Source organism: Alkaliphilus transvaalensis ATCC 700919 (genome assembly GCF_000621485.1).
Classification (GTDB): domain Bacteria; phylum Bacillota; class Clostridia; order Peptostreptococcales; family Natronincolaceae; genus Alkaliphilus; species Alkaliphilus transvaalensis.
The window spans coordinates 52,796-79,128 of record NZ_JHYF01000002.1 but is presented as its reverse complement, the minus strand read 5'-3'; the positions used below and the strand labels follow the sequence as shown (position 1 = coordinate 79,128).

Here is a 26,333-nt window from a genome sequence, read left to right as displayed (position 1 = left end):
TTTCATTAAAATAAGTAGACCTTTACTTTTTCTCCTTTGTATAGCCCTTCTTGATTTTGATCTATACAGATGTAGCCAATAGACTTTGTCATCATTGTAAGCATTCCCGACTTTCCATAGACTGGCGTAACCGTTGTTTTTTCTCCTTCTTGAGAAACAGTAACCATTACATAATGTTCTCTACCTGTCCCTGACGAAACGTTAACAGTCATTTCTCCCATCAAATAGGGTTGTACTTGTTTCAATGTATATAAATGATGAATTAGTTCTCTTACTAAAACTTGATAAATTACCATTGCCGATACAGGTTGTCCAGGTAAGCCAAATATCGCTGTATTACCTATTTTCCCAACAATAGTCGGTTTGCCAGGTTTTACGGCAATACCATGGATAAAAACCCCAGGTTCACCTAATGCATTGATCACATCTTTGGTAATGTCCTTGGTACCCATCGAGCTTCCACCAGAAACTAATATAATATCGCTTTTCTCTAGGGCCTCAATTAAGACCTCCTTTAAACTCTGGAAGTGGTCTTTAACAATGGTGGCTTCTACCACCTCACATCGATCGATTTCTACAGCTGCCGATAAACTGTAGGTATTCATATCCCTGATCTTACCTAGTTCGTGTTTTTCATTAAGGCCTATTAATTCATCTCCCGTTGAAATAATACTGATTCGAGGCTTTCGAAAGACCTTTACCTTACTAAAGCCCATCCCTGCTAAAACCCCTATATCTTGGCTTCTTAAAAGTTGGCCCTTTTCAAATATGACTTGCCCTATTTTTACGTCGTCACCTATTTGAAGAACATTTTCTAATGGTGCTACTGGTTTTTGCATACATACCGTCTCTTCGTCCAGTAATTCGGTATATTCCACCATTACAACGCTATCACTTCCTTGAGGTAACATTCCCCCTGTGGGAATATAGCAGGCTTCCCCTTCCTTGATGGTCAACTTTGCCGCTTTCCCCATTTCAATTTCACCAACTATATTTAAAAAACTTGGCAATGATTCACTGGCACCATTGGTATCTTTTGAAATAACTGCATAGCCATCTACCGTAGAACGATTAAATTCTGGAACATTAATTGGTGATACCACATCTTCTGCTACAATCCGATTATTTGCCTCAACAATGGCTACTTCTTCAACTTCTAAAACAAGATCTTTAAAGGATTCTCGAACTTTTTCCTTTGCTTCCTTCATTGATAAGGTGCTTAATAGCTCCATTGATAAACCTCCTCAAACTTAGGAAAATCAAATAAAATAATTTCCCACCAAATTTAAATTTTAAGACTTTGTTCTTTATTATTTTAATTGAAGAAGTTGCATAATTAGTGTTTAGATTTATATTAATGCAATTTCCTCAATTAATAAAAGCTAACCCCTATGGATTAGCTTTATCAAAAGTACATTTAAACTTCTTCAAACAGACATTATGTCTGTACTATGTAAAGTAAATTTCCTTTCCAAGGGTGGGGAGGTAAATAAATTTCTTTATTTACCCAAAGGTGAATAATCTTAGCCTCAAGTTTTAACTTTTAAAACCTTAGATTAATTCACTCGGAAATTTGATGTAATTATTTAATTTAAATATATGGTAACATATTTTGTTTGACAATTCAATTAATTTATTCTGTTAATGAAGCCCCTCGTTATTTTAAACTAGGGGCTCCTATCTAATCTATTCACCAATACTAAGCTAAATTTTTTAATATGACATCTGGGTTAGCCTTTTCAATTTCCTTTGGAACATCTTTAAACTGTTGAAAGTTATCGTTAAAGCTTTGGGCTAATTTAATTGCTGTTTGATTAAATAAACTAATGTCTTCCCATGTATTAGATGGGTTTAAGATTTCTGTTGGTACTTCTGAGCACTCTGTCGGAATCTGCAACTTAAAAATTGGGTCTGTAACATAGCTTACTTGATCAAGTTCCCCCTTCATGGCAGCTCTAACCATCGATCTAGTGTATTTAAGTTTCATTCGATTGCCGGTTCCATAGGACCCACCCGTCCAACCTGTGTTAACTAAAAATACATTCACATTATATTGATCAATCTTCTCACCTAATAATTTGGCATAAACTTGAGGTTTTAAGATCATAAAAGGCCCACCAAAGCAAGTAGAGAATGTTGCTGTTGGTTCAATAATTCCTCTTTCTGTTCCTGCTAGCTTACTGGTATATCCCGACATAAAATGATACATAGCTTGTTCCTTAGTCAATTTAGAGATAGGAGGTAATACTCCTGTCGCATCTGCCGTAAGGAAAATAATCGTACTTGGGATTCCTCCCTTTCCTGATAAAATTGCTTCATCTATATGTTCTACTGGAAAAGCAGCTCTTGTATTTTCTGTATATCTATCATCGCTATAATCTGGTATGCCACTTTCATTTAAAACAACATTTTCAAGTATTGCACCTTCTTTAATAGCATTCCAGATTTGAGGTTCATGCTCTTTAGAAAGATTGATGGTCTTTGCATAACATCCTCCTTCAAAGTTAAATACACCATTTTCTGTCCAGCCATGTTCGTCATCACCAATTAACCTTCTGTCATGATCAGCCGAAAGGGTTGTTTTTCCTGTACCAGATAGCCCAAAGAATAAAGTTACATCCCCTTTTTCTCCAACATTAGCAGAACAATGCATTGGTAGTACATTTTTAAAGGGTAATAAATAATTCATTACAGTGAAAATTGATTTTTTAATTTCACCAGAATATTTTGTTCCACCAATCAACACAACTTTTTTCTCAAAGCTTATGATAATAAAGACTTCTGAGTTTGTACCATCAATTTCAGGTATCGCCTTAAGTTCTGGTAAAGCAATAACAGTAAAGTCTGGATTAAAACCCTCTAATTCTCCCTGCTTCGGTCTAATAAACATCTGTTGAGCAAATAGATTTTGATAGGCAAATTCATTAATTACCCTTATTGGCATTCTATATTGTAAGTCTGAACCTACAAACCCATCAAATATATATAATTCTTTATCCTTCATGTATTCCAAAGCTTTGTTATAAAGTTTTTCAAAGCTTTCTTTAGAAATCGGTAAATTAGTTTTATTCCAGTTAATATGATCATGAACTAATGGTTCATCAACAATAAATCGATCATTGGGAGATCTTCCTGTATATGTGCCAGTATTAACACATAGGGCACCATTATCAGCTATCCTTCCACCTTCTTTTTCAACGGCTCTTTTCATCAATTCCTTAACTGATAAGTTAAAATGACTTTTAACAGAACTTAAAACACCCGAGTCGATCAATTGATTGACATTATTCACAATAATAACCTCCCAAAATTAATTATAGTCATATTTTTATAAACTTGTTAAAGCTTTTGAAATTGCATAATATATTTAGATTTATGTTAATGGGATAAGCCAAATATAAATTCTCAAAAAAAATTATGTAATTCCTAAAAGCGATCATTTAATTTAAACTTAAATTCGTATACCTCAATTCACTTATTAGTATAGCACATTTACTTTTAAAATCAATATAGGATAATAAAATAAATTATTAAAATTTATTAATGATATATATTAACTAGTACGTCGAATAATTTGTATGTCACTTTTTCTGATAAGTTTTTATTTTCTTATAATTTCTCTTATGTACACCCTCTTAAAACAACAAAGCCTTCCTTCTAAAGATTTAGTGGTAGACTTGTGTTGAAATACATTAAAATTATGAAGATTGCAACCTTTAAAAGACCATAATTTCCTATTTATTACAAAAAAACCCTAGATCACTAATATAATCTAAGGTTTAAGAATTAAATTAAATTCTATATTCTTTTCGATTTGCCATTCCTTTATAAAGCTTTTAAAGTACGTTTTCATATCCTATTCTGTTAAATTAATGCCCACCATTTTCATTAAGTATTTTGCGTTCGTTGTATTACAACGTCCACTTCTTAATAAATAATCAAATTTAATTTCATTATCTACATAGTACTCAGTAAAATGATAGTTTTTAACTTTTAAATTTTTCTCTAACTCTAAATCACATAATTCAAAGTCATGGGTAGATATAAGACCTATCACCCAGTCTTTGTTTAAGTTTCTTAAAACGCTTTGGGCGCCAATAATTCGATCTTTAGAATTTGTACCCCTAAACATTTCATCAATCAGATAGATCATTGGTTTTCTTTTTCTTGAATAGTCTATAATCATTTTAATACGTATTAATTCTGCATAAAAGGTTGATATTCCGCTATTTAAATCATCACTAATTCGCATGGAGGTGAAAATATCCATCACGGAGGTCTCCAATTGTTTTACATAAAGTGGTGCTCCAGCATAGGCTAACACTAAATTTATGCCAATTGTTCTTAATAAAGTTGTCTTACCTGACATATTAGAACCAGTAATTATACAAGAATTATTGTCCACTATAATATCATTACATTTACAGTCGTCTACCTTGATTAAGGGGTGACCCATTTCCTTTACTGAGAATTTTTGCCCCTCTTCAAGAATGGTAGGAAAACACCACTCTGGATACAACTGCTTTATAATGGCTAAACTTGATATTGCTTCAAATTCACCTATAAATCTAAGGATTTTTCTAATATCTGTACCATAACTTTCTTTCCAATGTTCTAAATCAAAAACACAATGAAAATCCCATAATAGGGTGGCATTAAGGATGAAGTATACCAACGGATTATACCTTATATCAATAAAGTTTGATATTCGTTCTAGCATATGAATTGCTTCTGATGCTGATTTTCGCTTTAATATAATATCCTCTTTCAGCTGCGTTAAATATCTAGAATCTACATTTTCCGCTTCGATCAATGTCAACATATTCTTATAGGCTTCTAAATTGTTTTTAAATCCATAGACTGTATTTAGTATACTTGAAGTCTTTTTATATCCTATATAAGTTAAAGCGAACTGAATAACCATATGAATTAGGGGTATGGCAATAGGTATTGGACTTCCTGTAAATATAAGAACAAAAGAAAGTAATAAAATTAAAGGTGATATGTAAAATATACTTTTTACGCTTTTATTTTTAATCAATTTTGATCGATCTTCAGCATAGTTCAAAAGTTTTTCCGGGTTTTTGGCTATCTCTTTAGACTGACTTCCCCTTCGATGTAGTTCTTGACTAAAATCAATTTTTCGAGAAAGCTCATTTACTGCTTCTTGTCTATTTTTAATTGCTTCGATTCCCTTGTCGGGTGCTTCTAAGAGACTTTTTAAACTTCTCCTCCCTTTATAGGTATTAGCTAGATTGATCCATTGAAATAGAGATTTAGGACCAAAAATATCTAAATCACTAGTATATGGGTGATTTAAGTCAACAAAATCTACGCCACAATCTTTAAAAGTTACCCACTGGCCATTTAATCGTTTAAGATAGCTTTCGTTAATTTCTGCTAAGTCTCTGACTCGCCCCAGTTCCCTTTTAATACATTGATGCTTATAAATTACTGGTACTAAAATTAATAACAGTACCCCTAATGTCAAATATCCATAAAGGGCTGACATTTGAATAAATAAGGTTATACTTATGGCTCCACCTAATAAGATAATTAATAATCTGATATTAGCCATCTGATCAAAAAACTTCTTTAGCTTTTTTTCTTCCTCTTGATATTTTTTTAATCTTTTTTCAAATTCGCTTCTATTAGACATTAGCTTCTCCTTTTATTATGTTTTATTTTTATTGTGTTACTTTTTTATCCTGTATAATCAGTATGAAATTTCCTTCCGACTGATCACTTCTCCATTTTTTAATTCTGATAAGGTTGTACCAAACATTACTGCTTACTTAATGGGTTACTATGATGCCATTACCGCCCTTTGAGTCTAAATTACCTATTGACTCAACTAATAAAAAATTTCAGGTTCAACGATTAGTGCTCTTGAGATGTTTTCCTATCTTATATAATAAAGTACTTAATAAATAAATTATACCTAAATTTTCCTTTTATATATACACCATTTTAAAAATATTTAAATTTTTTACAATTATTAATAGGATTTCCTTCTACACGCTTCATGTTTAGGTAGTTTTGATTTCCATAATTTTATATACAAAAAAGCTAGCTCCCTATCGTAATAAAACATAGGTTGCTAGCTTTCCAAAGTAAATAATTAATCATTAATCTAACTGATCTATCAATTCAATAAAAAAATATAAATATATCTAGTTATTTTTAAGATAGCTTTTTTTAATTTGAAGATATACAGGTAATCCTATTAACGTAATTACTAAACCAAATAAAGCATTAAAAGTATCTGTTACTAAGGTACTTCCAATGATATAGACTCCTCCTGCAATACCAACTATCGGTACAAGTGGATACATTGGTACTTTATAACTACGGGGAATATGATTAAATTTCTTTCTAAGAATAAAAATTCCTGCTACTGTCATGATGAAGAATAACCACATAACAAACATGGCTAAGTTTGTTAATAACTCAAAGGAACCACTTAACACATAAAGAGCCGAAAGTATTCCTACGAAAATAAATGTGTTTAATGGTGTTTCAAATTTTTCATTAATTTTACCTAGTGTCTTAGAACAGGGAAAAAGTTTTTCTTGTGCCATAGCAAAAGGTACTCTAACTCCAGTCATTAAATAACCATTTAATGCACCAAAAATAGAAATCATAATACCTGCAGCTATTAATGCACCACCACCATTACCAAATAATACTATAGCTGCATCAGAAGCTGGTGTACCAGAAGCAATTACTTGATCTACTGGAATAATATTTATGATAGCTAAATTAATTAAAACATAAATTACAATAATCATAGAAAGACCTAAAATAATTGATTTTGGTAAGTCTTTTCCAGGGTTTTTTAATTCTCCTGCCATATTACCTACCCCGATCCAACCATCATAAGCCCAAAGAGTTCCTAAAATAGCTGCACCAAAACCTGCGATTCCTGTAGTACTCTTAGCTGTTGCAGTAACAGCTTGAAGGGCTCCTGCATTCCCTTGTATTAAACCAAAGGCAATAATGATTACAATTGGTATTAATTTTGCAATTGTAGAGATAAATTGAACCTTACTTCCTAACTTTGTTGAAATAACATTAATCGTTATGATAAAGAAAATCATAAAAATTGCTAATAATTTTTGTTGTGTTTCAGTTAGAGGAACAAAAAAGGTTGCTTGAGTAACAAATACAATTGAAAGGGCAGCTGTTACACCGGGTACATAAATAATTGATTGTACCCAACCAAATAAGAAGGCCCACTTTTCACCGTATAATTCTTTTAAATAGGCAAAAACACCACCTGTTTTAGGAATAGCAGTTGCTATTTCTGTTACCGTTAATGCCGAAGCAATTGTTACTATACCACCAATGATCCAAGCTAAAATACCCAATAGCGGCGTACCTGCATAGTCAAAAACAGAAGATGATTTAAAGAAAATCCCTGAGCCAATTACTACTCCTACTACCATTGTAATTGCTTCAGAAAGGCCAATATTCTTTTTTAATCCAGCCGATTCAGGTGATGATGAATCTTGCTGTAAGTTCTTTGTGTTTTCTACTGATTTTTTTGCTACTACACTCATTTAACTTTCATCCTTTCCTTAGTTGTAATAGAATTATAAGTCCAATCCCGGTAAACTGCATAGGCATAAAAATAGACAGGAAAGTAGGTAACACAAAAACATGCTACGCTACTCCCTGTCCTTTTATCTGAAAGATTCCCCATTCCATCGAATAGGTTGCTTCTTTGATGCCACATTAAATGTAGTCTCTCCAGGGGTGTGTCAGATTATTGTACAAGACCTGAAAGCTTCGGTCACTATTGTTTGCATGATAGTGCCTTTCTCCTACGGTTATCTAAATTAGATATCTCCAATAATCATCATCCACCTATATTAATTTCTTTTTTATTTTAAGGATTTACCCCTTTAATGTCAATACTTATTTGAATAATTATATAAAGTCATACTATATTTATTCTATTGAAAATTCTGTTTAAATTGAAAAATCTTAATTGTAAATTTAAACTTCAAGTTAAACTATTTAAATTTAGCCATTTCAGCACCTAGTCTTCTATTGCTATATTTTTCTAGATTCCGTTTTTTAATAACACAAAATGAATATTTAATCAATTTTTACTATTCTAATATTAAGGGCTATTATTTATTAAACATAACTATCATTTAAGGAATTGCATTATCTCTTAACTCTGAATTATTATTCGTTTAAACAATATAAATCGAAAATAAAGCTAACATTGACTATACAATTCTATCATTTGAAGAAATTGTATAATACCATAAATCTGAATTTATATTCGTTTTATCCAAAGATGAAAGCTAAGTCGTGCATTGTGAAATGAGTAATTTCCTTAGTAAAATAATATATTACTCATTGAATACTAAACAGCGAAGTTTTCATTTTGCATTAATATAAACTTAAAATTAATTATGCAATTTCCTCATTTAAATAAAAGTACCCAAACACTGAACTGCCCTCCTTGCGGTACTCATTAAAAATAACAAAGCACTTTTAACTATAAGGAGAGGCAGATCAAACTGGGTACTTCTAATTAATCTAATAATCTTTTTTGATTATACAATCTCTTTAAATATAATAATCCCTTTAATAAACTAATTAACTTTACTATTTTGATAGTTATTAAATAGCTGGTCAATCTCTTCTTCTTTTAAAGTTTCTTTTGCAAGTAACCCATTAGTAATTTCTTCAACTAGGGGAAGATTGGTTTTAATTAGTTCTTTCGTTTCTTCATACAGTCTTTCCATTTCTTTATTGATTGTTTCGACTAAGTTTTGATTTACCCCTTGCTGACCTAATAGGATATCATAATTGATCATGCCTAATTTATTTGACATACCGAATCTTTTAATCATAGAAGTTAAAATATCTGTTGCTCTTTCAATATCGTTGCTTGCTCCAGTAGTAATATTATCTTCTCCAAAGATAATTTCTTCAACAATTCTACCTGCTAATGCTACTTTAACGTTATTTAACATGTCCCTCTTCGTATGATACATTTTATCAGGAGGAATATTCATACTAAAACCTCCTGCTCCTTTAGTACTAGGAATTATGGTTACTTTAGTTACACGATTTTCTGGACACAATAGCTTGGTTACAGCAGCATGGCCTGCCTCATGATAGGCAGTGATATCTCGATCTATTTGAGCAATATTACTTCTATCCTTTTTCTCTTCACCTGCAATTACTTTATAGAAGGCCTTATCAACATGTTGCTCTGTAATAACATCAGCATTTTCACGGGCAGCATAAATGGCTGCTTCATTCATTAAGTTTTCTAGTTTCGCACCACTAAAGTAGACAGTTTGTTGTGCCAATGCTGAGATATTAAAGGCCTCACTAACTGGTTTATTCTTAGTGTATAATGATAAAATCTCAACTCTAGCTTTTAAGTCAGGTAAGCCTACTTCAATTTGACGATCGAATCTACCTGGTCTTAATAAAGCCTCATCTAAAGTATCTAATCTATTAGTTGCTGCTAAGACAATTATTCCCTCATTATCTTTAAAACCTGACATTTCTGTTAAAAGGGCGTTTAGGGTACGATCGGATTCGTCACTACCTCCGAGTCCACTTCTATCACGCTTTTTACCTATGGCATCAATTTCGTCAATAAAAATAACACACTTATTTTTTTCAGATGCACTTTTAAATAGACTTCTAATTCTGGCAGCTCCAACTCCCGCATAGATTTGAACAAAGTCAGAACCGGAAACTGCTAGAAAATCTACTCCTGCTTCACTAGCTAATGCTTTAGCCATTAAGGTTTTACCTGTTCCCGGTGGTCCATAAAGGATTACCCCTCTAGGAATTTTAGCTCCATATCGTTTATATTTTTCTGGATACTTTAAAAAGTCCACCATCTCCATCAAACTAGACTTCGCTTCTTCGTTCCCAGCAACGCTTTGAAAACTAATTCGAGATTTCTTTTCCGTAGAATATTCTACAGATGACATCTTGTCATATTCTTTAGAGGCTTGCTTAGAAGTGTTTTTTGATAAAAATATAGCTAGTCCAACAAACGCCCCTATGAATACTACAAAAATAACGATTTGAGAGATAGTAAATTGCTCACTAACCTCAATTACTTTAATATTTTTCGTTAATAACATTTCCTTTAAGTTATCGGTTCTTGGGTTATCAGTAATAAAACCCTCACCCGAGATCAACTTTCCTTTAAGATTTGCGGCCTCTGATAGGTATACCTCTTGTACTTCTCCAGCTTCAATTTTTGTTAAGAAGTTTTGATATGATAGTTCAGTTGTTTCCTGCTGAAAGTACATTCTATATACACCAAAGGATACCATTGCCACGAATACCAGAACAATACCTGCAATTACATATAGTTTATGTTTTCTTATTTTCATTAGGTTAAACATAAAAAAACCCCCTTTTCTAATTAAATTGGGTTCCTTGTACTAAAGAAGTTTACATAATATATTAACATAATAACGCAAAAAAATAAAGCCCTAAGGCTTTCTATTTTTTGTAAGTTAATTTTCCTTCTTAACTTTTATTTCATTTATTTCCTTTTGTGCAGCCAATTCCTTTATCATAGCTTTTTTAGTTTTGGTCGTCAAAATTTCATAATTCCCCATTGCAGCAGCTGCAACAAAAAAAGCATTGATTACGGCAAGATATACATTTTGTAGCGAGATTTTATCAAATATCACCACATTAGCCAGTACTACTACAACAGCTGTAAGTAAAGTGACAATTTTTTTGTCAATTGAATCTGGTAAGTAATCTTTTATGAAATGAGTTATAATATTGGTAACAAAAACTGCACCTGTAAAGGTCATTAGAAAATCGAAGGTAATCCAGCTAAAGGTTTCTCCCATCCCACAATTCCTCCTTTTAGGATCTTATACTATCTTATGTGGGTGGAAAAAATTAGTGCAGTATATATTTTTATAGTTGAGGAAATTGCATAATTAATATTTAACTTATATTAATGTAAAATGAAGCTTATGCATAAAACCAATATAGTTTCAGATTTATGGTAGTATGTAATTTCCTCAGTTATTATTTAGTTTCTAAGATAAGAATTTTATTTTATGTGCCACTAGACGATTATATTCCTCTTCATTTATTTTCCCCTGATGTTTCTGATCAGTTAGCAATTGAATCATCATCTTTGCTAATAGTCTTAGCTCCCACTCTACTTCATTAATCTCTTTCGCTGAAGTTAGGTGTTGCTTTTCCATTACCCATTCCCCCTATGTATTTATTTTTCTTAAATCCTTATAGCTTACCAATTGATCTTTTTCAACGATTAAACTAATAGAATAAGAAAATACGATCTATATCTCTATTATTTTATGAAAGTTCATGAGGGGATATGTCGAATTAATCAATTGATAGCAGATTTAATATAATAATCTTCTAATTGTCCCAATTAATTGTTGTTATTCGATATCAATTGAAAAAATCCTTCTTCATACCTAGTTTTTTATTTATTTAGATTGTTATCTTAATTTTTGTAAAAACACTATATTTTTACATACTTCCACTTACCGGTTCTAAATCGTAAAAACAGTATAGTGTATCTTATAACTTGATCTATACATATTCCTAACCATGCACCGATTAACCCCAAGTCAAATATAAAAACAAATAAGTAACCTAATGTTAATCTAATACCCCAAATACCTGCCATAGTAGAATATAGAGGCCATCGAGTGTCCCCTGCCCCCCTTAGCCCTCCTGCTAAAATTAGTTGAGAACTTTGAAAAGGCTGTATTATTGCGATCATTTTTAAAACCATTGAAGCACTATTAATTACCTCTTGCTCGTTTGTATATAAGCCTACTATTTGTTTTGAGAACACGAAAAAAATTGCAGCTATTGAAGTTGCAACTACTGAGCCTAAATGACGCACTTCCTTTCCATATTCTTCTGCCAATTTTGTGTCCTCTGCTCCTAAGCTTTGACCGATCAAAGTAGAGGCCGCCATTGCAAAAGCCATCCCTGTCGTAAAGGAAAGGGAAAGAATATTGATGGAGATTTGGTGAGCTGCATACACTATTGTCCCTAACCCTGCAACTATTTTAATAAAGAAGAGGTTGCCAGTACGCAGTACCAATTGTTCCATTGCAGAAGGAAGTCCTATTTTTATTAACTTATTCATTAACTTATAGTCTATATGAAGTATATTTGAAAAGTTCAATTTCAAACCACTCTTACCTCTAATTAATAATATCATTAGAATTCCAAAGGCTAATATTCTTGAGACTAAGGTTGCAACCCCTGCACCAGTTACCCCCATTTGAGGAAGTCCAAACCTACCAAATATCAATGCATAGTTTAAAGCTACATTAATGATATTTGAAGCTACATTAACCTTCATTGGCGTCTTTGTATCACCACTACCCCTTAAGACAGCAGCAATGGCTAAAGATATATTTTGAAAGATAACACCAATCAATGCTACTTTAAAATAACCTAACCCAATTGCGATTACTTCCTGATCGGCCCCCATAAACTTGTAAATTGCTTCTACATACATAATAGCTGGTGTTACGATTAGGATAGAAAATATAATCGTAATAAAAATGACATGTCTTGTAGCTTGGTTAGCCTCTTTATTATTTTTTGCCCCAATTGCCCTTGATACTATAGCCGTACCCCCAACATTTAAAGCTTGGAATACAGCCATAATTAGGAAGATAGGTTGATTTGTCAAACCGATAGAAGCAATTGCAGCAGCTCCTAATTGACCAACCATGATCATATCGATGGCACCAAATAAAGAGATTAAAATTAATTCTGTTACTGCAGGCCAGGCAATTGCTATTACTTTTTTTCTCAATAGCTTTTTATCAACAACACCTGCACCTAAGGCTGAAGCCGTGTCCATAATATTTTGTCCCCCTCATATTTAGACTAACTAAATTTTCTTTATATTTATATTTTATCAAAATTAAAGGAGTTTTACAAATAATTTAGAATTTTTAATATGTGGTGAAATAATCTAACATTTAACCTATTGACTTTTTCAAGTTTATCTAGTAATATTTTCTTGTTAAAGGATATAAGCTTGGGGGTATGGCGCAGCTGGGAGCGCGTCTGACTGGCAGTCAGAAGGTCAGGGGTTCGAATCCCCTTATCTCCACCATTATTAAGATAAAAGAGTCCATAACTGATGTTATGGGCTCTTTTGATTGTGGGTATAAACTGTTGAATGCTAATATTTAAATTGACTTCTATAGGACTTTCACTATAGATATTTGCCTAATCTTGAGGAATTTATTATTATCTGCAGTCATTAGACTAATTTAGAGATATTCAATACTCTGGTAATTAGTTATATCAAAATCACCTAATTTTTCTTGTAAATAATCACACAATTCAACCCACAATTGTATTTTTAAATTATCATTATAATTTATTTCTTGTGCCAAATAAAATTTCTTTCATATGCAACTTCCCCAGAACTCATGATGTCTGCTTAATACTCTAGCCAACTCTCATACTTTAAGGATTCTCGGTTATGTGTAGTATAGTAATTGTAGATTAGTAATTAGGCAAAATCAAATAGGTTAAATTTATTGTTATTGACTAGCATACTATAATGATTTTCTTCTACTTTATATAATGTATCTTCATAAAACTTTTGCAATGCTTTCCTTAGCTCAATTGAAGTATTCTCCCATTTAATTGGGTTTATCACAATATTTTCTGTGGCTACTACAATCATATTGCTAAGATAGCTTAAGCGTTTTTCTTCACTCAAATCATTAATCTGATTTACGAAATATTTTAATTCACAATCATGATTTTTCAACCACGATATTAAAATATATGATTTTTCTTCACATGGAAAAACTGAAAAGAATATATATTTTAATTCATCTTCTAATGAATTTGTTGTTTTCTGGATGTTATTTAATTTCAAATCTTTTTGTGGAGCAAAAAAACCGGAGGCTGCAAAGAAAATTTCTTGCTCTACCTCCCATATTTTGTATGACAATGATTCATAATTTTGTGATTGAATACCGCTATCTAAAACTTCCTTAACATACATTAGACATCTTATATCCGTAAAAAATGCTCTTGTAATATCTCTTTTTAAACGGTCTTTCTCTAACTGACCTTGGAACCATGATGATATACGCTTAAACCCCAACATTTTCTTATATAGCTCATGAGATAAATTTCTATATGTGTGTAAAAACACATGCTCAGCTGAATAATCAAACTTACTTTCATCAATCAGACGAAATAAAGATAAATCATGATGACTGCAAAAACCTTTAAATGTAGTAGCTTGACCTCTCCCCCATTGGGACCAACCACCACTTATGATATCCTTTGGTTTTGGTATAGGCATAACGAGTTTTCCTTTATAAGATAGTCTATTTAGAATTCTATTGTTTTGTATCGAATGAGCTTTAATAATTCTGTTACTACAACTCGCTTTATCTGGGTGCAGACATAATTTTAAATCATGTTCTTTCAAATAAAAACTCATTTGTTTACTGATCTCTCTTTCAAGTTTTTTTAACTCATCATTATTTCTAGAGCAACAGTTTTTATATTTCTTTTCACTGCCACAATAACATCTATCATTTCTCCCAATTTTATCTGTCATTTGATCCCTCCGTACAAATTATGTCCCTCTATTACAATTTTCACCTTTTTTAAAAGTGTTAACTTTCAGAGTGTATACACATAACGTTACAACAGTTACTGAAGTGGTACTTCTCAGCCATTCTGTTAATTGACGTAACGTTATGTGGTGAACTTATTAATTATTATGTTATCTACTATTTGAGATCATTCTATCTGTAAATTCATTAAAGCTATCTCTTAATAGTGGTAGGTCAACTTTTACATTATTTAATATACTGCTCCAATCGCCATCATATTTGTTTTCTAAACGATAATTTAAGATTTGAATTGGTGATAATTTTGTTTCTTTCATATAATAAAGAAATTTCTCAAATTCCATAATGGACATTATTTCTGGATAACAATTATCTTCAACATCTATTCTTTGATAATCCAGTATGTTTTTTCTATACCAACTAGAGTTGGCAAAATATAATTGCTTATATGTTAATATAATTTTAACTACAGTTTTATCCCCACTAACAAGATCAGAAAATACACCGCTTTTATATAAATTCTCTATTGAATTCAACTGCTTAAAAGCCTTACTAAAAGCTCGCGTTGAATTATCTTTTCTCATTGCATTTTCGGTAGCGATGATTGAATTAAATTCAGTCCCTTTACACTCAACAAGTACAATTGAATCATCAAATTCTAAAAGAAAATCACAAACTTTAGAATTTGAATACCTTATTAAGTCGTTCTCAGTATAAATGTGATCCTTCGATAAAAAAGTCGATAACAATGTACTCACATATCCTTCAAAGGCCTTTCCGAATTCATTACCAAATGTACCACCAGAAGTAATGCTCTTCATCAGATCATATATTCCCTCTGTGGCTTGTCTAAGAAGAAAATGCTTGTGTACAACTAAATACCTACTCTCATCAAGCTTTAGCATTGGTTTATCATAAAATATTGATTCTATATAAACATCAAATTGCATTGCTAGTGAATTATTTATTTTACTTATCTTCTCAATACAAGCCTGACTGACATATCGTGGCTCAATTGATAGTAATTTAAACACATTGCGTATAGACTCATTCTCTGCGATTTTTTTATCACTATCTAAGTAATACTCTATTCGAATTCTTGGCGGTACTCCTTTAGTTGACGAGGCAAAAACAGAAAAACATATTAACATCCATTCTGAGAATCCAATTCCAAATTTACTTTCAAATACTTTTGATGATTTATTTAAACTTGTACTTGTAAATATCAGTATTGCTCGCCCTAGATCGTCATATCCATAAGTTCTATTCACATAAAATTGTTGTCTTGCCATATTGATAAAAAAGGGTATAATACCGTCTTCTTCAACTTCTAACAAGTATTCAGCTACAGGGTCATAATATCTGATATAATGATCGATAATTTCTGAAAACTTAGCTTCAGTTAAAATTTCATTTCGACACAATTCATAGTACCGACAATTAGACTCTATGGCATGTAATATATGTGTCTGAAACGTCCCTTAACCAGAACCACCTGCCCCCGCTCAATGGTGGAGGTCAACTCTAAATTATCTTAGAATATGTTTATTATTAGAAGTACTTAATCTTATTTTCATAGAATACCGTTATAGATCCATTACTTGGTATACTATCAGTTAAAAAACCATTATCATAAAGCTTAATCGCTGTAGCTTTTCTTAGATATCGCCAAAAATTCATCATCATATTTTCTATCGGCGCACCTTGTTTGCCTACTATTGTTGACTGTAACAATTTAATCACGACATCAATATTATTGCTATCAAAGAAATATGATGTGCAAGCCTTTGTTATCTTTGTAATAATACTTTGATACTTAATTGAATCATTATAATTTATAATGATATCTTTATCTTCTACATCTATATTTGATGCTTTTGCTAAATTCATAAGGGAATCATCTTTTATTTTTCCACTTACAAGTAATGGCAACGTATCAGTCAAATAATTTGCCAAACTTATATAAAAAGTGTTTTTTGAATTATTAGGATTCATCGAATTCAGGCTAAAGATATTAGAAATATAATTATTTTGACCTGCGCCTATGACAACACTTGTGTATTGGTTACCTCTATGTATTCTCTTTATTTGAAAATCTTCTCCGAACCTCAAGTAAGCTTCACATTCTTCATTGAAGTCAATCTTACTCTTTTCATACTTTCCAGTTTTAGTTTGCCAATTTGATGCAACCCCTGCATCTTTCATAACACTATGTAGGCCTTGTCCTGCGCCTATTATACTTCCAATAAAGTTCTTGATATTGGGAGAGTAGCTCTCAAGTTCTTTTCCACTTTCTTTTATAACATCTGCCAATTCAGAACCAATAACTAATACTGGTTCTGTAATCATCTCTATATCTTCTTCAAGAAATATAGCAGTATTAGGGCTAAATACACCTTCATGTTTCTTAAAAATATCCATTTCAATTAATTCATGCATCAAATTCTCATCTATGTCATAGGCCAATTGAGGAGACTTTATTACGTCTCCAATCATTTTCTTTATGTCTTCATTTATTACATTTTGAATATTTCTATAGGATTCTCCAGTATAACTAGCAATTGATTCAATTAATTTCATTAATAATCCTCCTTAAGTAATCGAATATTGAACCTCTCATTTTTAATAATTTTTTGAGCAGTTCAAAATGGCATACTAATTGAATTCTGTCACCTAACATTCTGGTATTCACGACGTCTGACGTAGTCAGATGTGTCTGCTGAAATGCGCTTCCCTGAAATCCATCCAGCAGACCAAGGCTCCCTGAGGAGCCACAGCTTGAGTATTATATGTGAAGGTGCTTCTTCTTAAGTAAGCTACTAATCATTCGATTTCTCTTGGCTCTCTGTTTTTAAACCATTTTGCTTCTGGTATTTGTGGAAAAATTGAACTGTATTCTGCAAATAAATTATCAATTATTTCTGGTGCTTCAACGCTGAAGCGTTCTATATCTTGACCATAAACCTTATAAAAATCCTTTTTAGAATAATGCACAATAGGATTTCTTATTTTGCTTAATTCAATATATTTTTGAATTTTTAAATTTCCTCTGTTAAATTCTATTGTCGAATCTATTGCATTTGGCAGAAAATCATATAGCCGCTTATCAATTCTAGTGAAACCTTCAGCATTCCTTTATTGGGAGTCTCTAAAAATTGTAAAAGTTTTTGTTCATCATCATTGAGTCTCTCTTCTCTATTTTTTAAGCTCAAATAGATCAACTTACTTATCCATGCCTCTGCTGAAGAACAAAAACATAAAATAGAAGTCCTAAAATATCTCCATTTTTCATAAGTATTTGTGGTGGCTTGGGCTAATTCAGAAAAAATAAAAGACCATCGTTAAACATCTCATCTGATAAGTTTGTAATTGTTATACTTCCAAACATTTTTTACCTCCTAATTTTTTCTTGTTGTAAGCACTTTCCCATAACGTCTCCGTATCTCCGGCGCCTCCGAACTGTACCGGCGCCGCCCTTCTTCTTAGCGGTGCTTGTACCCAGTGAGAAGGGGTGCGCAAAAATACTCTCCCAAACGCAGAATACACAAAAATGTATGCTAAGGATTATGCTCATTTTACTGGAATATATCTATAAGGAAATTCAGCACGTGCATATTCCGAATATTTCTTAACAAAAACTCCCTTTGCTTCAGTGTATCCATCTCTATCATGAGGATATTGTTCTTTTAACTTAAGTTTTAGCTTCCCATATTCATGAGCAATATTAGGATATGAAATTAAATAATCTCTAAAGTATAATTCATCCCAATCATCGTAATGTCTTACATGAATATGCACACATTGCCCTTCAAAACCTCTTGGTGTATATCCTTTCAAGTACATAATGATGTCCTTTTTAGGATTATTCACAACATAACCTTCATCTTTCATTTTTTCCGTGATTGCTGATAAATCAATATCATGAGGAATTTCAACTAATATATCAATAGTAGGCTTTGCTATAAGCCCTGGCACAGAAGAACTTCCAATGTGATTAATTCTTAAAATTGTATCTCCGAAAACAGATTGCAAAAAATCCCTTTCAACAAAATAATAATCTATCCAAGCAGAATTATGTGGTTCTAGTAAAACTGGAAATAACTCAGAAAGCTTTTTGTTTGATACATTAGAAAAATCCTGTCTCATTTCATCATTCCCTCCACAAAATAATTAATATTAAACTATATCAAATAAATGTAAGCTACACGCATTTCAAATCATCTTTTACAATGAAATTCCTCGAAGCAGCCAATTGCTCCAACCTACTATATATAATATTACTTGCTTGATCTGCCCAGCTCTCGAATGCTGCCAGATCACTTTGTTGATTGATATAGTACAAGTACAGGTTATCCACTAATAGACTGTTTTCTTTCATATAAATACTAAGTGCATTTTTCATCTCCAAAATATCATCTTGCCATTCGCCCACATCTTCTAAAATCAATGTATATAAGCTCCTAATTAATCGTTTCGAATAACCTCTGATAGTTTTCCCTACATCACCTTTATCTTTTGTATTATCAAGTGTATATTTTAGCTTATTTATAGATTCCTCAAAATCAGAAAGTAAACTTAAAATCAACTCTGAATCAGTAATCAACTCAGGCACTTCTTCTCCCAAATCTACTCCGTAAATACAATAACATATAATTTTTATCCAAAATCCCCAATCTAGGGGTTTACTTTTTACATCGCTTAATGTAATTATTGTTGTATCAATCTTTGTAACAAATGGATACTCATTTAATAACTCAGACTTAATTTTGACTATTTCATCTTTATCTATATTCCTCTCTAAACTTTTGCAAACTATAGTAAAGTCAGCGTCTGATTTATATAGTTCTGCCTTTCCTTTTGGGATTGAACCACAAATATAAATACTATGAACATTATCTCCTAATTTTTTCAAGACCCTCAGTAGAAATTGCTCTACAAACTCCTCATACTCATTTTTTATCATGCATGATTTAATCACTTTTTTTAGCACCATATATACCTCCTGTGATTTTTTTCAGATAACGTTTCCGTGTTTGCCACGTCCCTAAACCGGACACCTTAAGCCGTTTCTCGCTGAGCTAAGCTCCTGGTGAAGGAATGTGGTGCGCTGATCTTTCCCCCAAAAACGTGCCCTCCAGCACCTTCTGTAAACACATTGTTATGTGGCGGAATCACTCAAGATCCACGACAGAGCACCTTCTATTTTTCATTTCTCTTTTTAAAATATCTTGCAAGTAGTTGAGTATTATATATTAAAATATCAACTGTGGTTATGTTATTCGAACAAATCTAAGCACACTCTATCTTTCATGACAGACCCCACAAATTGACTTACCCGTTTGTGTTCAGGGTGAACTTGATAATTGGCCAAATCCTGTTCTGTATAAAAAAGACTAATTAATACAACTTTTCTATTGCTCGTTTTCGCAGGATTAAGAATAACTTTCATTTCTACTATTTCACTGATGAGATTCTTCAAATTCTCCAACTCATATTTTACCTTTTCTGCATTTTCTTGGTTTTCTTCATCACAAAATCCATCCATATAATTCCATGCAACAATATGCCTGATCACAACTTATCCCTCCAAACATCTCATTTTTCTAACTATTTTGCTTATTTCCCATTTTCATTTATGTACACTCTTCACTTTACTGCCATATAACGTTTTACGTATTCCCGAAGGTCTGGTTACTACACTCATATTATCTCAAACTTTGGTAATACGCTGTTCTACCACATATCGTTCCCCCAGACTCAGACTGTGTTACAAACGGCATTGCCTAAAATAATCACCGCTAAACCTCTAGGCATAAATAATCTAAACTTTCACTTGAATAATAAAGTTAAGTCGTAACTATTAAATATAACGTCTCACTTTATTCATATATTTTATATACTCTTCTCCGAATTTCCAAATACACCATCTTTCTTCCGAAAGAATAATCCAGTGTACTGATATTTGAAAACTTATTAACAACAAAAACAATATCCATGAACGAGTTAACAACACACATCCTAAAAAATAAATGAAATATGCAACGTACATTGGATTACGCGATACTCCATACAGCCCACTTAAATTTATCCCGCTCTTTTTAGGTATAGAGTAACTTATTATAGATACGACATATAAAATGATTCCTAAACCATATATTATCACACCTATGTAAAACCAAACAGAGTCAGTTTTGATTTTGAGTAAGAATAAATATATCAGTATCAAGGCAGTTGTAATTTGATAAACCCAGAATGCTGCTTTTTCTCTTCCTATTAACGGAGCAAAGAAACTTGCACGTTTAAGTGCTTCTTTATTTATCATATTTAATAGTCCATACCTAATAAGAATAATTGGTATAACTGTTATAAATGCATTCATTTTGTCCCCTACTTTCAAGATTCAAGGTTTTTAATTTTTTTGTCCGTGCCAAGACGGCGCCGCTTTTGCACGATATGTCGTAGAACGGAACCGTCTTTACGACGTCTTCGAACTGGGCCCTAAAGGAATAACCCTTTAGCGTGCACCCAGTGAGAAGGTGTGGTGCTGAACCTGCCCGAAAAACGTGGTTCCAGCACCTTTATGCAAATGCGTGGTTATATGATGGACACTCACTCAAGTTATTGTCTAAAATGACTCTATTAATCTTCTCTTTACCAATCATCAGGAACAAGTAGCCATAAGGCAGGAGTAAGACATTTATTTCCCATAATATAATCATTAGGTGTATATCTGAAAGGCTTTTCAAGCCTCTTCCATACTCTGTTTAAAACTTTTAAATTAAATATACCAATCAAGTGCTTGTCATATTCTTCCACTGTGCTTTTTATAGCTGGCTCATCAAGCTCATACATTTCATTCTGTAATTCGCTAAACCAACCTTCGTAATATTTGGATTTTGGTCCTCCCATTCCATGTGGGCATCCGTTTTGACTTAATTCATTTGGATTAACATAACACCACCAGCTGACTGCTGTTATAAGTACTCCTAACTTACTTAACTCCATGATAAATGCTTCAAGGTTATCTTTATGAACGATACAATCAATATACCCAGAACCCACAGACTCTACTTTGTATCTATTCATTAAAATTTCTAATTGATCTACTAATACTCCCTTATTTATATTCAAGTAATCAAAGTATTGCATGTTCAACAACCTCCTATAATATTAACTACTTAGTTGGATTGCAATTCTCTTGAATTCACACTAACATAAATCAGTTCTCTGATAGTGCCGCCATGCTCGGTCCGTCTGTCATATAACGTCTCTGTGTTTGCGGCGCCTTCGAACTGGACGCGCCTGACCTTTCCATTGACACATGCAGGCAGCACCCGTACGCCAAAAATTTTGTTATATGATGGTTGGTGCTCCCCCAGAGACCACCTCTATTAAAATCTATCATATTTTCAAATATTTCTATAATTATTATCTAGTACTTACAGTCATCAATTATTTCGCCACGTATTAAAACTCTCCCATTATCCGGACACCTCATTTTAAATTCCTTTGACCTTGTATTCCCGTAATCCAAGTCACCATTATTTAACAATGTATAGATACTAGGATACATACTCTGCCATAGTTCATGACAAATAGGAGGACAAATATCTATAACTTCATAAATATCTCCTACCTTATGAAAATTTCCTCGGCACTTGCTTTCTAAAACGGTTAATTTGACTTTCATATATTTTCCCTTCCTCTTATTTTCTTTCAACTTCTTTTCGCTTATCAAAGTATATTTATAGCTTTTCTTACTATGAAACAGCTTGAAAAATCTACCTACATTATAATTTTCATGATCCTACATTATCAGCAAGTTTAAGCTAATTATAGTAGATTAAAATAACGACTAATCTGTCACATTCTTTTTTATAGTTATAATGTCTTGAATATCTTCTTAATTTTTTTTGCACCATATGTCATATAAGGGTCTCGTGTTTACAACGCCTTCGAGCTGGATCCAATAGATAGAACTTCGTTCCCAGTGAGAAGGTGTGTGCTCTGACCTTTCCCTTGACACGTGCTTCTGGCACCCTTGAGAAAAAACATTGTTATAAGACGGCATGATCTCTAAATTTATAATTACTCTAATCATTAATCTTTTCACCACAATGTTTACAATATTTTGCGCTTTTCACAGTATCATTCTGATTATTATTTTGAGAAAGCTCTTCCATAAAGCCGGAACTAATAATACCAGTAGGTAACGCTACTAAACCTATACCAAGTACTGCAATTAAACCACTCAAAATCTTTCCCCACACAGTAATTGGATATACATCACCATAACCAACGGTTGTTAAAGTAGCAACAGCCCACCAAAAAGCAGCGATAATGTTTGGAAATACGTCTGGTTGTACATCCTGTTCTATGTAGTACATGAGCGTTGAAGCAAATAAAACTAAAAGGAATGTAATCGAAATGGTTATAATTAACTCTTCCTTTTTATTCTTTAAGACTCTACCAACTAAGCTTAATGCATTAGAATACCTGTTTAACTTAAATATTCTCATCAATCTTGTTATTCTAAGCATTCTTAAGAATCTCAAATCAAAAGGAATAATCATTGGTAGGTAAAATGGTAAGATAGCAAATAAATCTATTAATGCGATTGGTGATATAATGAATAAGATACTAGCAAAAATCTTCTTTTTATCTTTATATTTTTGATCGGCTGTCCAGACTCTTAAAATATACTCTAAGCTAAATATAGCAACTGATATAATTTCAAAACTCTTAAATAAATAACCATATCTTAAATAAACTGAATAAAATGATTCCAATATAATTGCTAAGACATTAAGTATTATCATACTTACAATAAAATAATCAAATAAGCGACTTAGAAAATCATCTTCTTCACCTTTTTCGATAATCTCAAAGACCCTTAGCTTAAAATTTTTTTCTAATATCAACACGTTATCCCCTCCAAAAACTTAAGATAGTAGAGACTTTGCAAAGTGCTGTCTTATAACGTCACTACCATTCCCGACGCCTTCGAACTGGACCTTAAGAGGAATACCCTCTTGGCAGTACTTGTCCCCAGTGAGAAGGTGTGGTGCCCTGACCGTTCCCTAGACACTTGCCCACCAGCATCCTTGTGGGAATACTTGTTAGAGATTTAAATTGTGATTTAATAATTGTTTAGTTTCAGCAAGCAAACTCTTCTTTACATTAAAGATTTGCATTTAACTATGTAATTAAATTTTCAACCATACTTATGGTCACTCTATGGTTAACGTTACTAAATTCTATTAGCTGCAATTTTTCCTGATTTGTGTAAATTGATTTCATTCTATCAACAAACTTTCTCTGTATTTCAATAGGTATAGATGTATCTTCTACTCCGTGAAAAATAGAAATAGCTCTCTCTTTTATTTTTTCTTCATTTGTCATTGGATCATATAACTCAATTTCATCTTTATAAAGTTCACTCAATGGCAAGATATTCATTTTTATGCAATCTTGCCAAGCAAACGCTCCATTAAATCCAGACAGACATTTTATATTTTCATGCTTAACGAAAACTCCCCCAGCTGTTATTGCTCCCATCGAATCTCCCATTACACCTATTCTAGTTGGGTCAGCTCCATGCTTTTCTATTACATTTTTAATAATCACATCGGATTTTTCAATACTCTTAAGCATTATTTCCCATACATGTTTTTCTACAAATTTTGGAACATCAAGTTTTGTTGACCCTCTTTCACCATGGTATAATGCATCGGGCACAATCACTTGATAACCAAAACTGGCAATTGACATTGCTTGAAATCTTATAAATTCTTTACTTGAATGGGACCCATGATAATAAATAACAGTTGGTAGTGCTCCAGTATATTCTTTTGGTCTAAAGCTTAGGTAGGGAGCATCGCCTACTTTTTCTTCAGTGATCATCACAAATGCATTCTCCTGTTTAAATATTGACCATTCCATTCTTAGCATCTCCCCTTAACCTCATCATTGATTACTTAATCAATTTTCTAAGCAATTTACTTCGTCTAACGTTTAGCATTTGCGACACCTTTGAACTGGACCTCAGAGGGATACCCCTTGGCGGTGCTTGTACCCAGTGAGAAGATGTGGTGCTGACCTAGCTAGATTACAATTAATACAGAGACTTTCTTCATGACGGTGCTTCTTTCACCCCCTTGGGAATGGTCATGTTATATGTAGTGACAACCCCCAAAGCAATGATTAGTATCGATTTCGAGATTTAGTCATTGGATAAGCAAACCAATTGATTATATATATCGCTGTTTATTTTATGGTTTAGCTCTAACTTTTCTAGCAAGAAGACAATACCAAGTGCCCACAATCCATCCTCATCTATTATTGCTCTTTTTGAAGCTTCTTCTATATAAGGTATCAATTCAAACGGTTTGGCATCACGTAAAATTTCTATGATTGTATAAACCTCAGGCCAATTTATATCTTGGAACCATTGCATAATGTAGGGCAAAGCCGGCTTAATTCGAGGATAATCTATTAACTTCAACACAAGTGCAGCATTTTGCCAGCAGCCTTTGTGACAGATATCATTCGACTGTTTAGCCAATAATACTATATCCTCATCATCAATTTCTTTAAGTCTTCTTATTGCATTCTCTTGAATTTCTCTAGGTTTACCCCAATCCAAATCAGCAATTAATTCTTTAATCAGCATATTCAATCTCCTAAATAATAAAACTTCATATTCAACCCCGAAATTGCCATTACACATAACGACTCTGTGTCTGCAACGTCCCTGAACTGGACCCGCATGACCCTTCCCCTTGGTGGAGCTGTGCTCCCGGTGAAGGGATGTGATGCTCTGACCTTTCTCTGATATGGTTATGGACTAAGTTTTACTGACCTTCCCCCCCAGCACCTTCTGTAAACACATTGTTTGTATACCGTAGTGATAGAACAATTTTTAGAAAAACATTATTTTCGTCTCATAATTAGAGATTGAAAATAGTATTTTCCTCCTGTGTCAATTTTCTGAAAGTTTATTATGTCAAAATAACTTGAGACAACTCTTTGAATATTATCATCAGTGTAAAATGAAAAAAAACGAGGTGGATTGTAGATATCTTTCTCCCATATTCCTTCAAAATCTTCTCCACCATATACTCCCATAAAAAATAGCCCAGAAGGTTTTAAAACACTTTTTATTTCTTCTAACACTAAGTTTATATTTAGCTTTTCAACATGTAGTAAAGAATTCATTGCCCAAATTGCATCAAAATTTTTACCTATTTTATGAAGATTATGAAAATCTAATTCATAAGATTCAATAGATTTTTCTCTACATATTTTTATCATTTCTTCTGATAAATCTACTGCTATTACGTTAATATCATTCTTTTGAAAAAACTCGCTGTCCTTTCCAGTCCCTGCTCCAATATCCAAAATAGTGGACTTTTTCTCATTTAATATTAATTGTAAAAATTCACTTCTTATGTTTATTTTCCAGCTTTCCATATCGCTTTCTTCTCTTTCGCTAGCGTGATTATTATATGACTGTCTTAAAACATCTTTCACTACATTACTCATGATATACCTCCATAATCTTCTAATTTATTATCAGAATACCGAGCATTAGCTCTGTTGTTAATTTTATAATTTATTTCTCATTTAAATTTATTTTTTGCAATATTAAATAAGAGAACAACATATTGGGTCTATGGCATATAACGTTCCGCAAATTGCCGC

At 32.5% G+C, this 26,333-nt stretch carries 22 protein-coding genes, 1 tRNA gene and 2 riboswitches; of the genes, 1 reads left to right on the top strand and 22 read right to left on the bottom strand.

The genetic code is table 11. From position 1 onward, the window contains the following. Nucleotides 1–5: 5 nt before the first annotated feature. From T335_RS0102645 to T335_RS0102605, 8 genes are all read right to left on the bottom strand, one after another. Nucleotides 6–1,232 (bottom strand): molybdopterin molybdotransferase MoeA, encoded by a 1,227-nt coding sequence (locus T335_RS0102645; protein ID WP_026476157.1) that lies wholly within the window; start codon nucleotides 1,230–1,232, stop codon nucleotides 6–8. 216 nt (nucleotides 1,233–1,448) lie between these two features. Continuing rightward, nucleotides 1,449–1,583: riboswitch (molybdenum cofactor riboswitch) on the bottom strand. A gap of 116 nt (nucleotides 1,584–1,699) precedes the next feature. Next, nucleotides 1,700–3,292 (bottom strand): phosphoenolpyruvate carboxykinase (ATP), encoded by a 1,593-nt coding sequence (pckA, locus tag T335_RS0102640; protein WP_026476156.1) that lies wholly within the window; start codon nucleotides 3,290–3,292, stop codon nucleotides 1,700–1,702. Between the two features lie 564 nt (nucleotides 3,293–3,856). Next, a complete protein-coding gene (locus tag T335_RS0102635) occupies nucleotides 3,857–5,659 on the bottom strand; it encodes a MutS-related protein (protein WP_026476155.1) in 1,803 nt (600 codons plus the stop codon). Between the two features lie 514 nt (nucleotides 5,660–6,173). Continuing rightward, nucleotides 6,174–7,562 (bottom strand): APC family permease, encoded by a 1,389-nt coding sequence (locus T335_RS0102630; protein WP_026476154.1) that lies wholly within the window; start codon nucleotides 7,560–7,562, stop codon nucleotides 6,174–6,176. 105 nt (nucleotides 7,563–7,667) lie between these two features. Next, nucleotides 7,668–7,766, bottom strand: a riboswitch (glycine riboswitch). Between the two features lie 846 nt (nucleotides 7,767–8,612). Continuing rightward, nucleotides 8,613–10,400 carry an ATP-dependent metallopeptidase FtsH/Yme1/Tma family protein gene (locus T335_RS0102620; RefSeq protein WP_330371169.1) on the bottom strand — a complete coding sequence of 596 codons (1,788 nt, stop codon included), beginning with the start codon at nucleotides 10,398–10,400 and terminating at the stop codon, nucleotides 8,613–8,615. Nucleotides 10,401–10,514: 114 nt separating this feature from the next. After that, nucleotides 10,515–10,862: a hypothetical protein gene (locus T335_RS0102615; RefSeq protein ID WP_026476151.1), complete on the bottom strand. Its 348-nt coding sequence runs from the start codon at nucleotides 10,860–10,862 to the stop codon at nucleotides 10,515–10,517. Nucleotides 10,863–11,057: 195 nt separating this feature from the next. Continuing rightward, nucleotides 11,058–11,228, bottom strand: coding sequence for a hypothetical protein (locus T335_RS22165; RefSeq protein ID WP_156943614.1), 171 nt, complete (start codon nucleotides 11,226–11,228; stop codon nucleotides 11,058–11,060). Nucleotides 11,229–11,512: 284 nt separating this feature from the next. Continuing rightward, nucleotides 11,513–12,880, bottom strand: coding sequence for an MATE family efflux transporter (locus tag T335_RS0102605; protein ID WP_026476150.1), 1,368 nt, complete (start codon nucleotides 12,878–12,880; stop codon nucleotides 11,513–11,515). Nucleotides 12,881–13,062: 182 nt separating this feature from the next. Here T335_RS0102605 and T335_RS0102600 point away from each other — a divergent pair. After that, nucleotides 13,063–13,138, top strand: a tRNA-Ala gene (locus tag T335_RS0102600). Nucleotides 13,139–13,543: 405 nt separating this feature from the next. Here T335_RS0102600 and T335_RS0102595 read toward each other — a convergent pair. The 14 genes from T335_RS0102595 to T335_RS0102525 form a co-directional block, all read right to left on the bottom strand. Continuing rightward, nucleotides 13,544–14,614 carry a YecA family protein gene (locus T335_RS0102595; RefSeq protein WP_026476149.1) on the bottom strand — a complete coding sequence of 357 codons (1,071 nt, stop codon included), beginning with the start codon at nucleotides 14,612–14,614 and terminating at the stop codon, nucleotides 13,544–13,546. A 168-nt stretch (nucleotides 14,615–14,782) separates the two neighbouring features. Then, complete coding sequence (locus T335_RS0102590) at nucleotides 14,783–15,967, bottom strand: hypothetical protein (protein WP_156943613.1); 1,185 nt, start codon at nucleotides 15,965–15,967, stop codon at nucleotides 14,783–14,785. Between the two features lie 214 nt (nucleotides 15,968–16,181). Continuing rightward, nucleotides 16,182–17,210, bottom strand: a complete 1,029-nt coding sequence (locus tag T335_RS0102585) for a hypothetical protein (RefSeq protein WP_026476147.1) — start codon at nucleotides 17,208–17,210, stop codon at nucleotides 16,182–16,184. A gap of 243 nt (nucleotides 17,211–17,453) precedes the next feature. Next, nucleotides 17,454–17,624: a hypothetical protein gene (locus T335_RS22160; protein WP_156943612.1), complete on the bottom strand. Its 171-nt coding sequence runs from the start codon at nucleotides 17,622–17,624 to the stop codon at nucleotides 17,454–17,456. Between the two features lie 576 nt (nucleotides 17,625–18,200). Further along, entirely contained in the window at nucleotides 18,201–18,776 is a 576-nt protein-coding gene (locus T335_RS0102570; protein WP_026476146.1) for a GrpB family protein, read from the bottom strand. Nucleotides 18,777–18,831: 55 nt separating this feature from the next. After that, nucleotides 18,832–19,623 carry a hypothetical protein gene (locus T335_RS0102565; protein WP_026476145.1) on the bottom strand — a complete coding sequence of 264 codons (792 nt, stop codon included), beginning with the start codon at nucleotides 19,621–19,623 and terminating at the stop codon, nucleotides 18,832–18,834. A 282-nt stretch (nucleotides 19,624–19,905) separates the two neighbouring features. Continuing rightward, the gene (locus T335_RS0102560; RefSeq protein WP_026476144.1) at nucleotides 19,906–20,205 is read right to left on the bottom strand and encodes a Dabb family protein; all 300 of its coding nucleotides are present in this window, start codon (nucleotides 20,203–20,205) and stop codon (nucleotides 19,906–19,908) included. A gap of 285 nt (nucleotides 20,206–20,490) precedes the next feature. After that, the gene (locus T335_RS0102555; RefSeq protein WP_026476143.1) at nucleotides 20,491–21,009 is read right to left on the bottom strand and encodes a methyltransferase family protein; all 519 of its coding nucleotides are present in this window, start codon (nucleotides 21,007–21,009) and stop codon (nucleotides 20,491–20,493) included. A gap of 272 nt (nucleotides 21,010–21,281) precedes the next feature. After that, nucleotides 21,282–21,779, bottom strand: coding sequence for a hypothetical protein (locus T335_RS0102550; RefSeq protein ID WP_026476142.1), 498 nt, complete (start codon nucleotides 21,777–21,779; stop codon nucleotides 21,282–21,284). A gap of 283 nt (nucleotides 21,780–22,062) precedes the next feature. Further along, nucleotides 22,063–22,320, bottom strand: a complete 258-nt coding sequence (locus tag T335_RS22950) for a TIGR04076 family protein (RefSeq protein ID WP_026476141.1) — start codon at nucleotides 22,318–22,320, stop codon at nucleotides 22,063–22,065. A 403-nt stretch (nucleotides 22,321–22,723) separates the two neighbouring features. Continuing rightward, nucleotides 22,724–23,554 carry an ion transporter gene (locus T335_RS0102540; RefSeq protein WP_026476140.1) on the bottom strand — a complete coding sequence of 277 codons (831 nt, stop codon included), beginning with the start codon at nucleotides 23,552–23,554 and terminating at the stop codon, nucleotides 22,724–22,726. 274 nt (nucleotides 23,555–23,828) lie between these two features. Then, nucleotides 23,829–24,572 (bottom strand): dienelactone hydrolase family protein, encoded by a 744-nt coding sequence (locus tag T335_RS21470; RefSeq protein ID WP_051569097.1) that lies wholly within the window; start codon nucleotides 24,570–24,572, stop codon nucleotides 23,829–23,831. A gap of 280 nt (nucleotides 24,573–24,852) precedes the next feature. Then, entirely contained in the window at nucleotides 24,853–25,302 is a 450-nt protein-coding gene (locus T335_RS0102530; RefSeq protein ID WP_026476139.1) for a DUF5071 domain-containing protein, read from the bottom strand. A 260-nt stretch (nucleotides 25,303–25,562) separates the two neighbouring features. Then, nucleotides 25,563–26,174, bottom strand: a complete 612-nt coding sequence (locus T335_RS0102525) for a class I SAM-dependent methyltransferase (RefSeq protein WP_026476138.1) — start codon at nucleotides 26,172–26,174, stop codon at nucleotides 25,563–25,565. Nucleotides 26,175–26,333 lie beyond the last annotated feature (159 nt).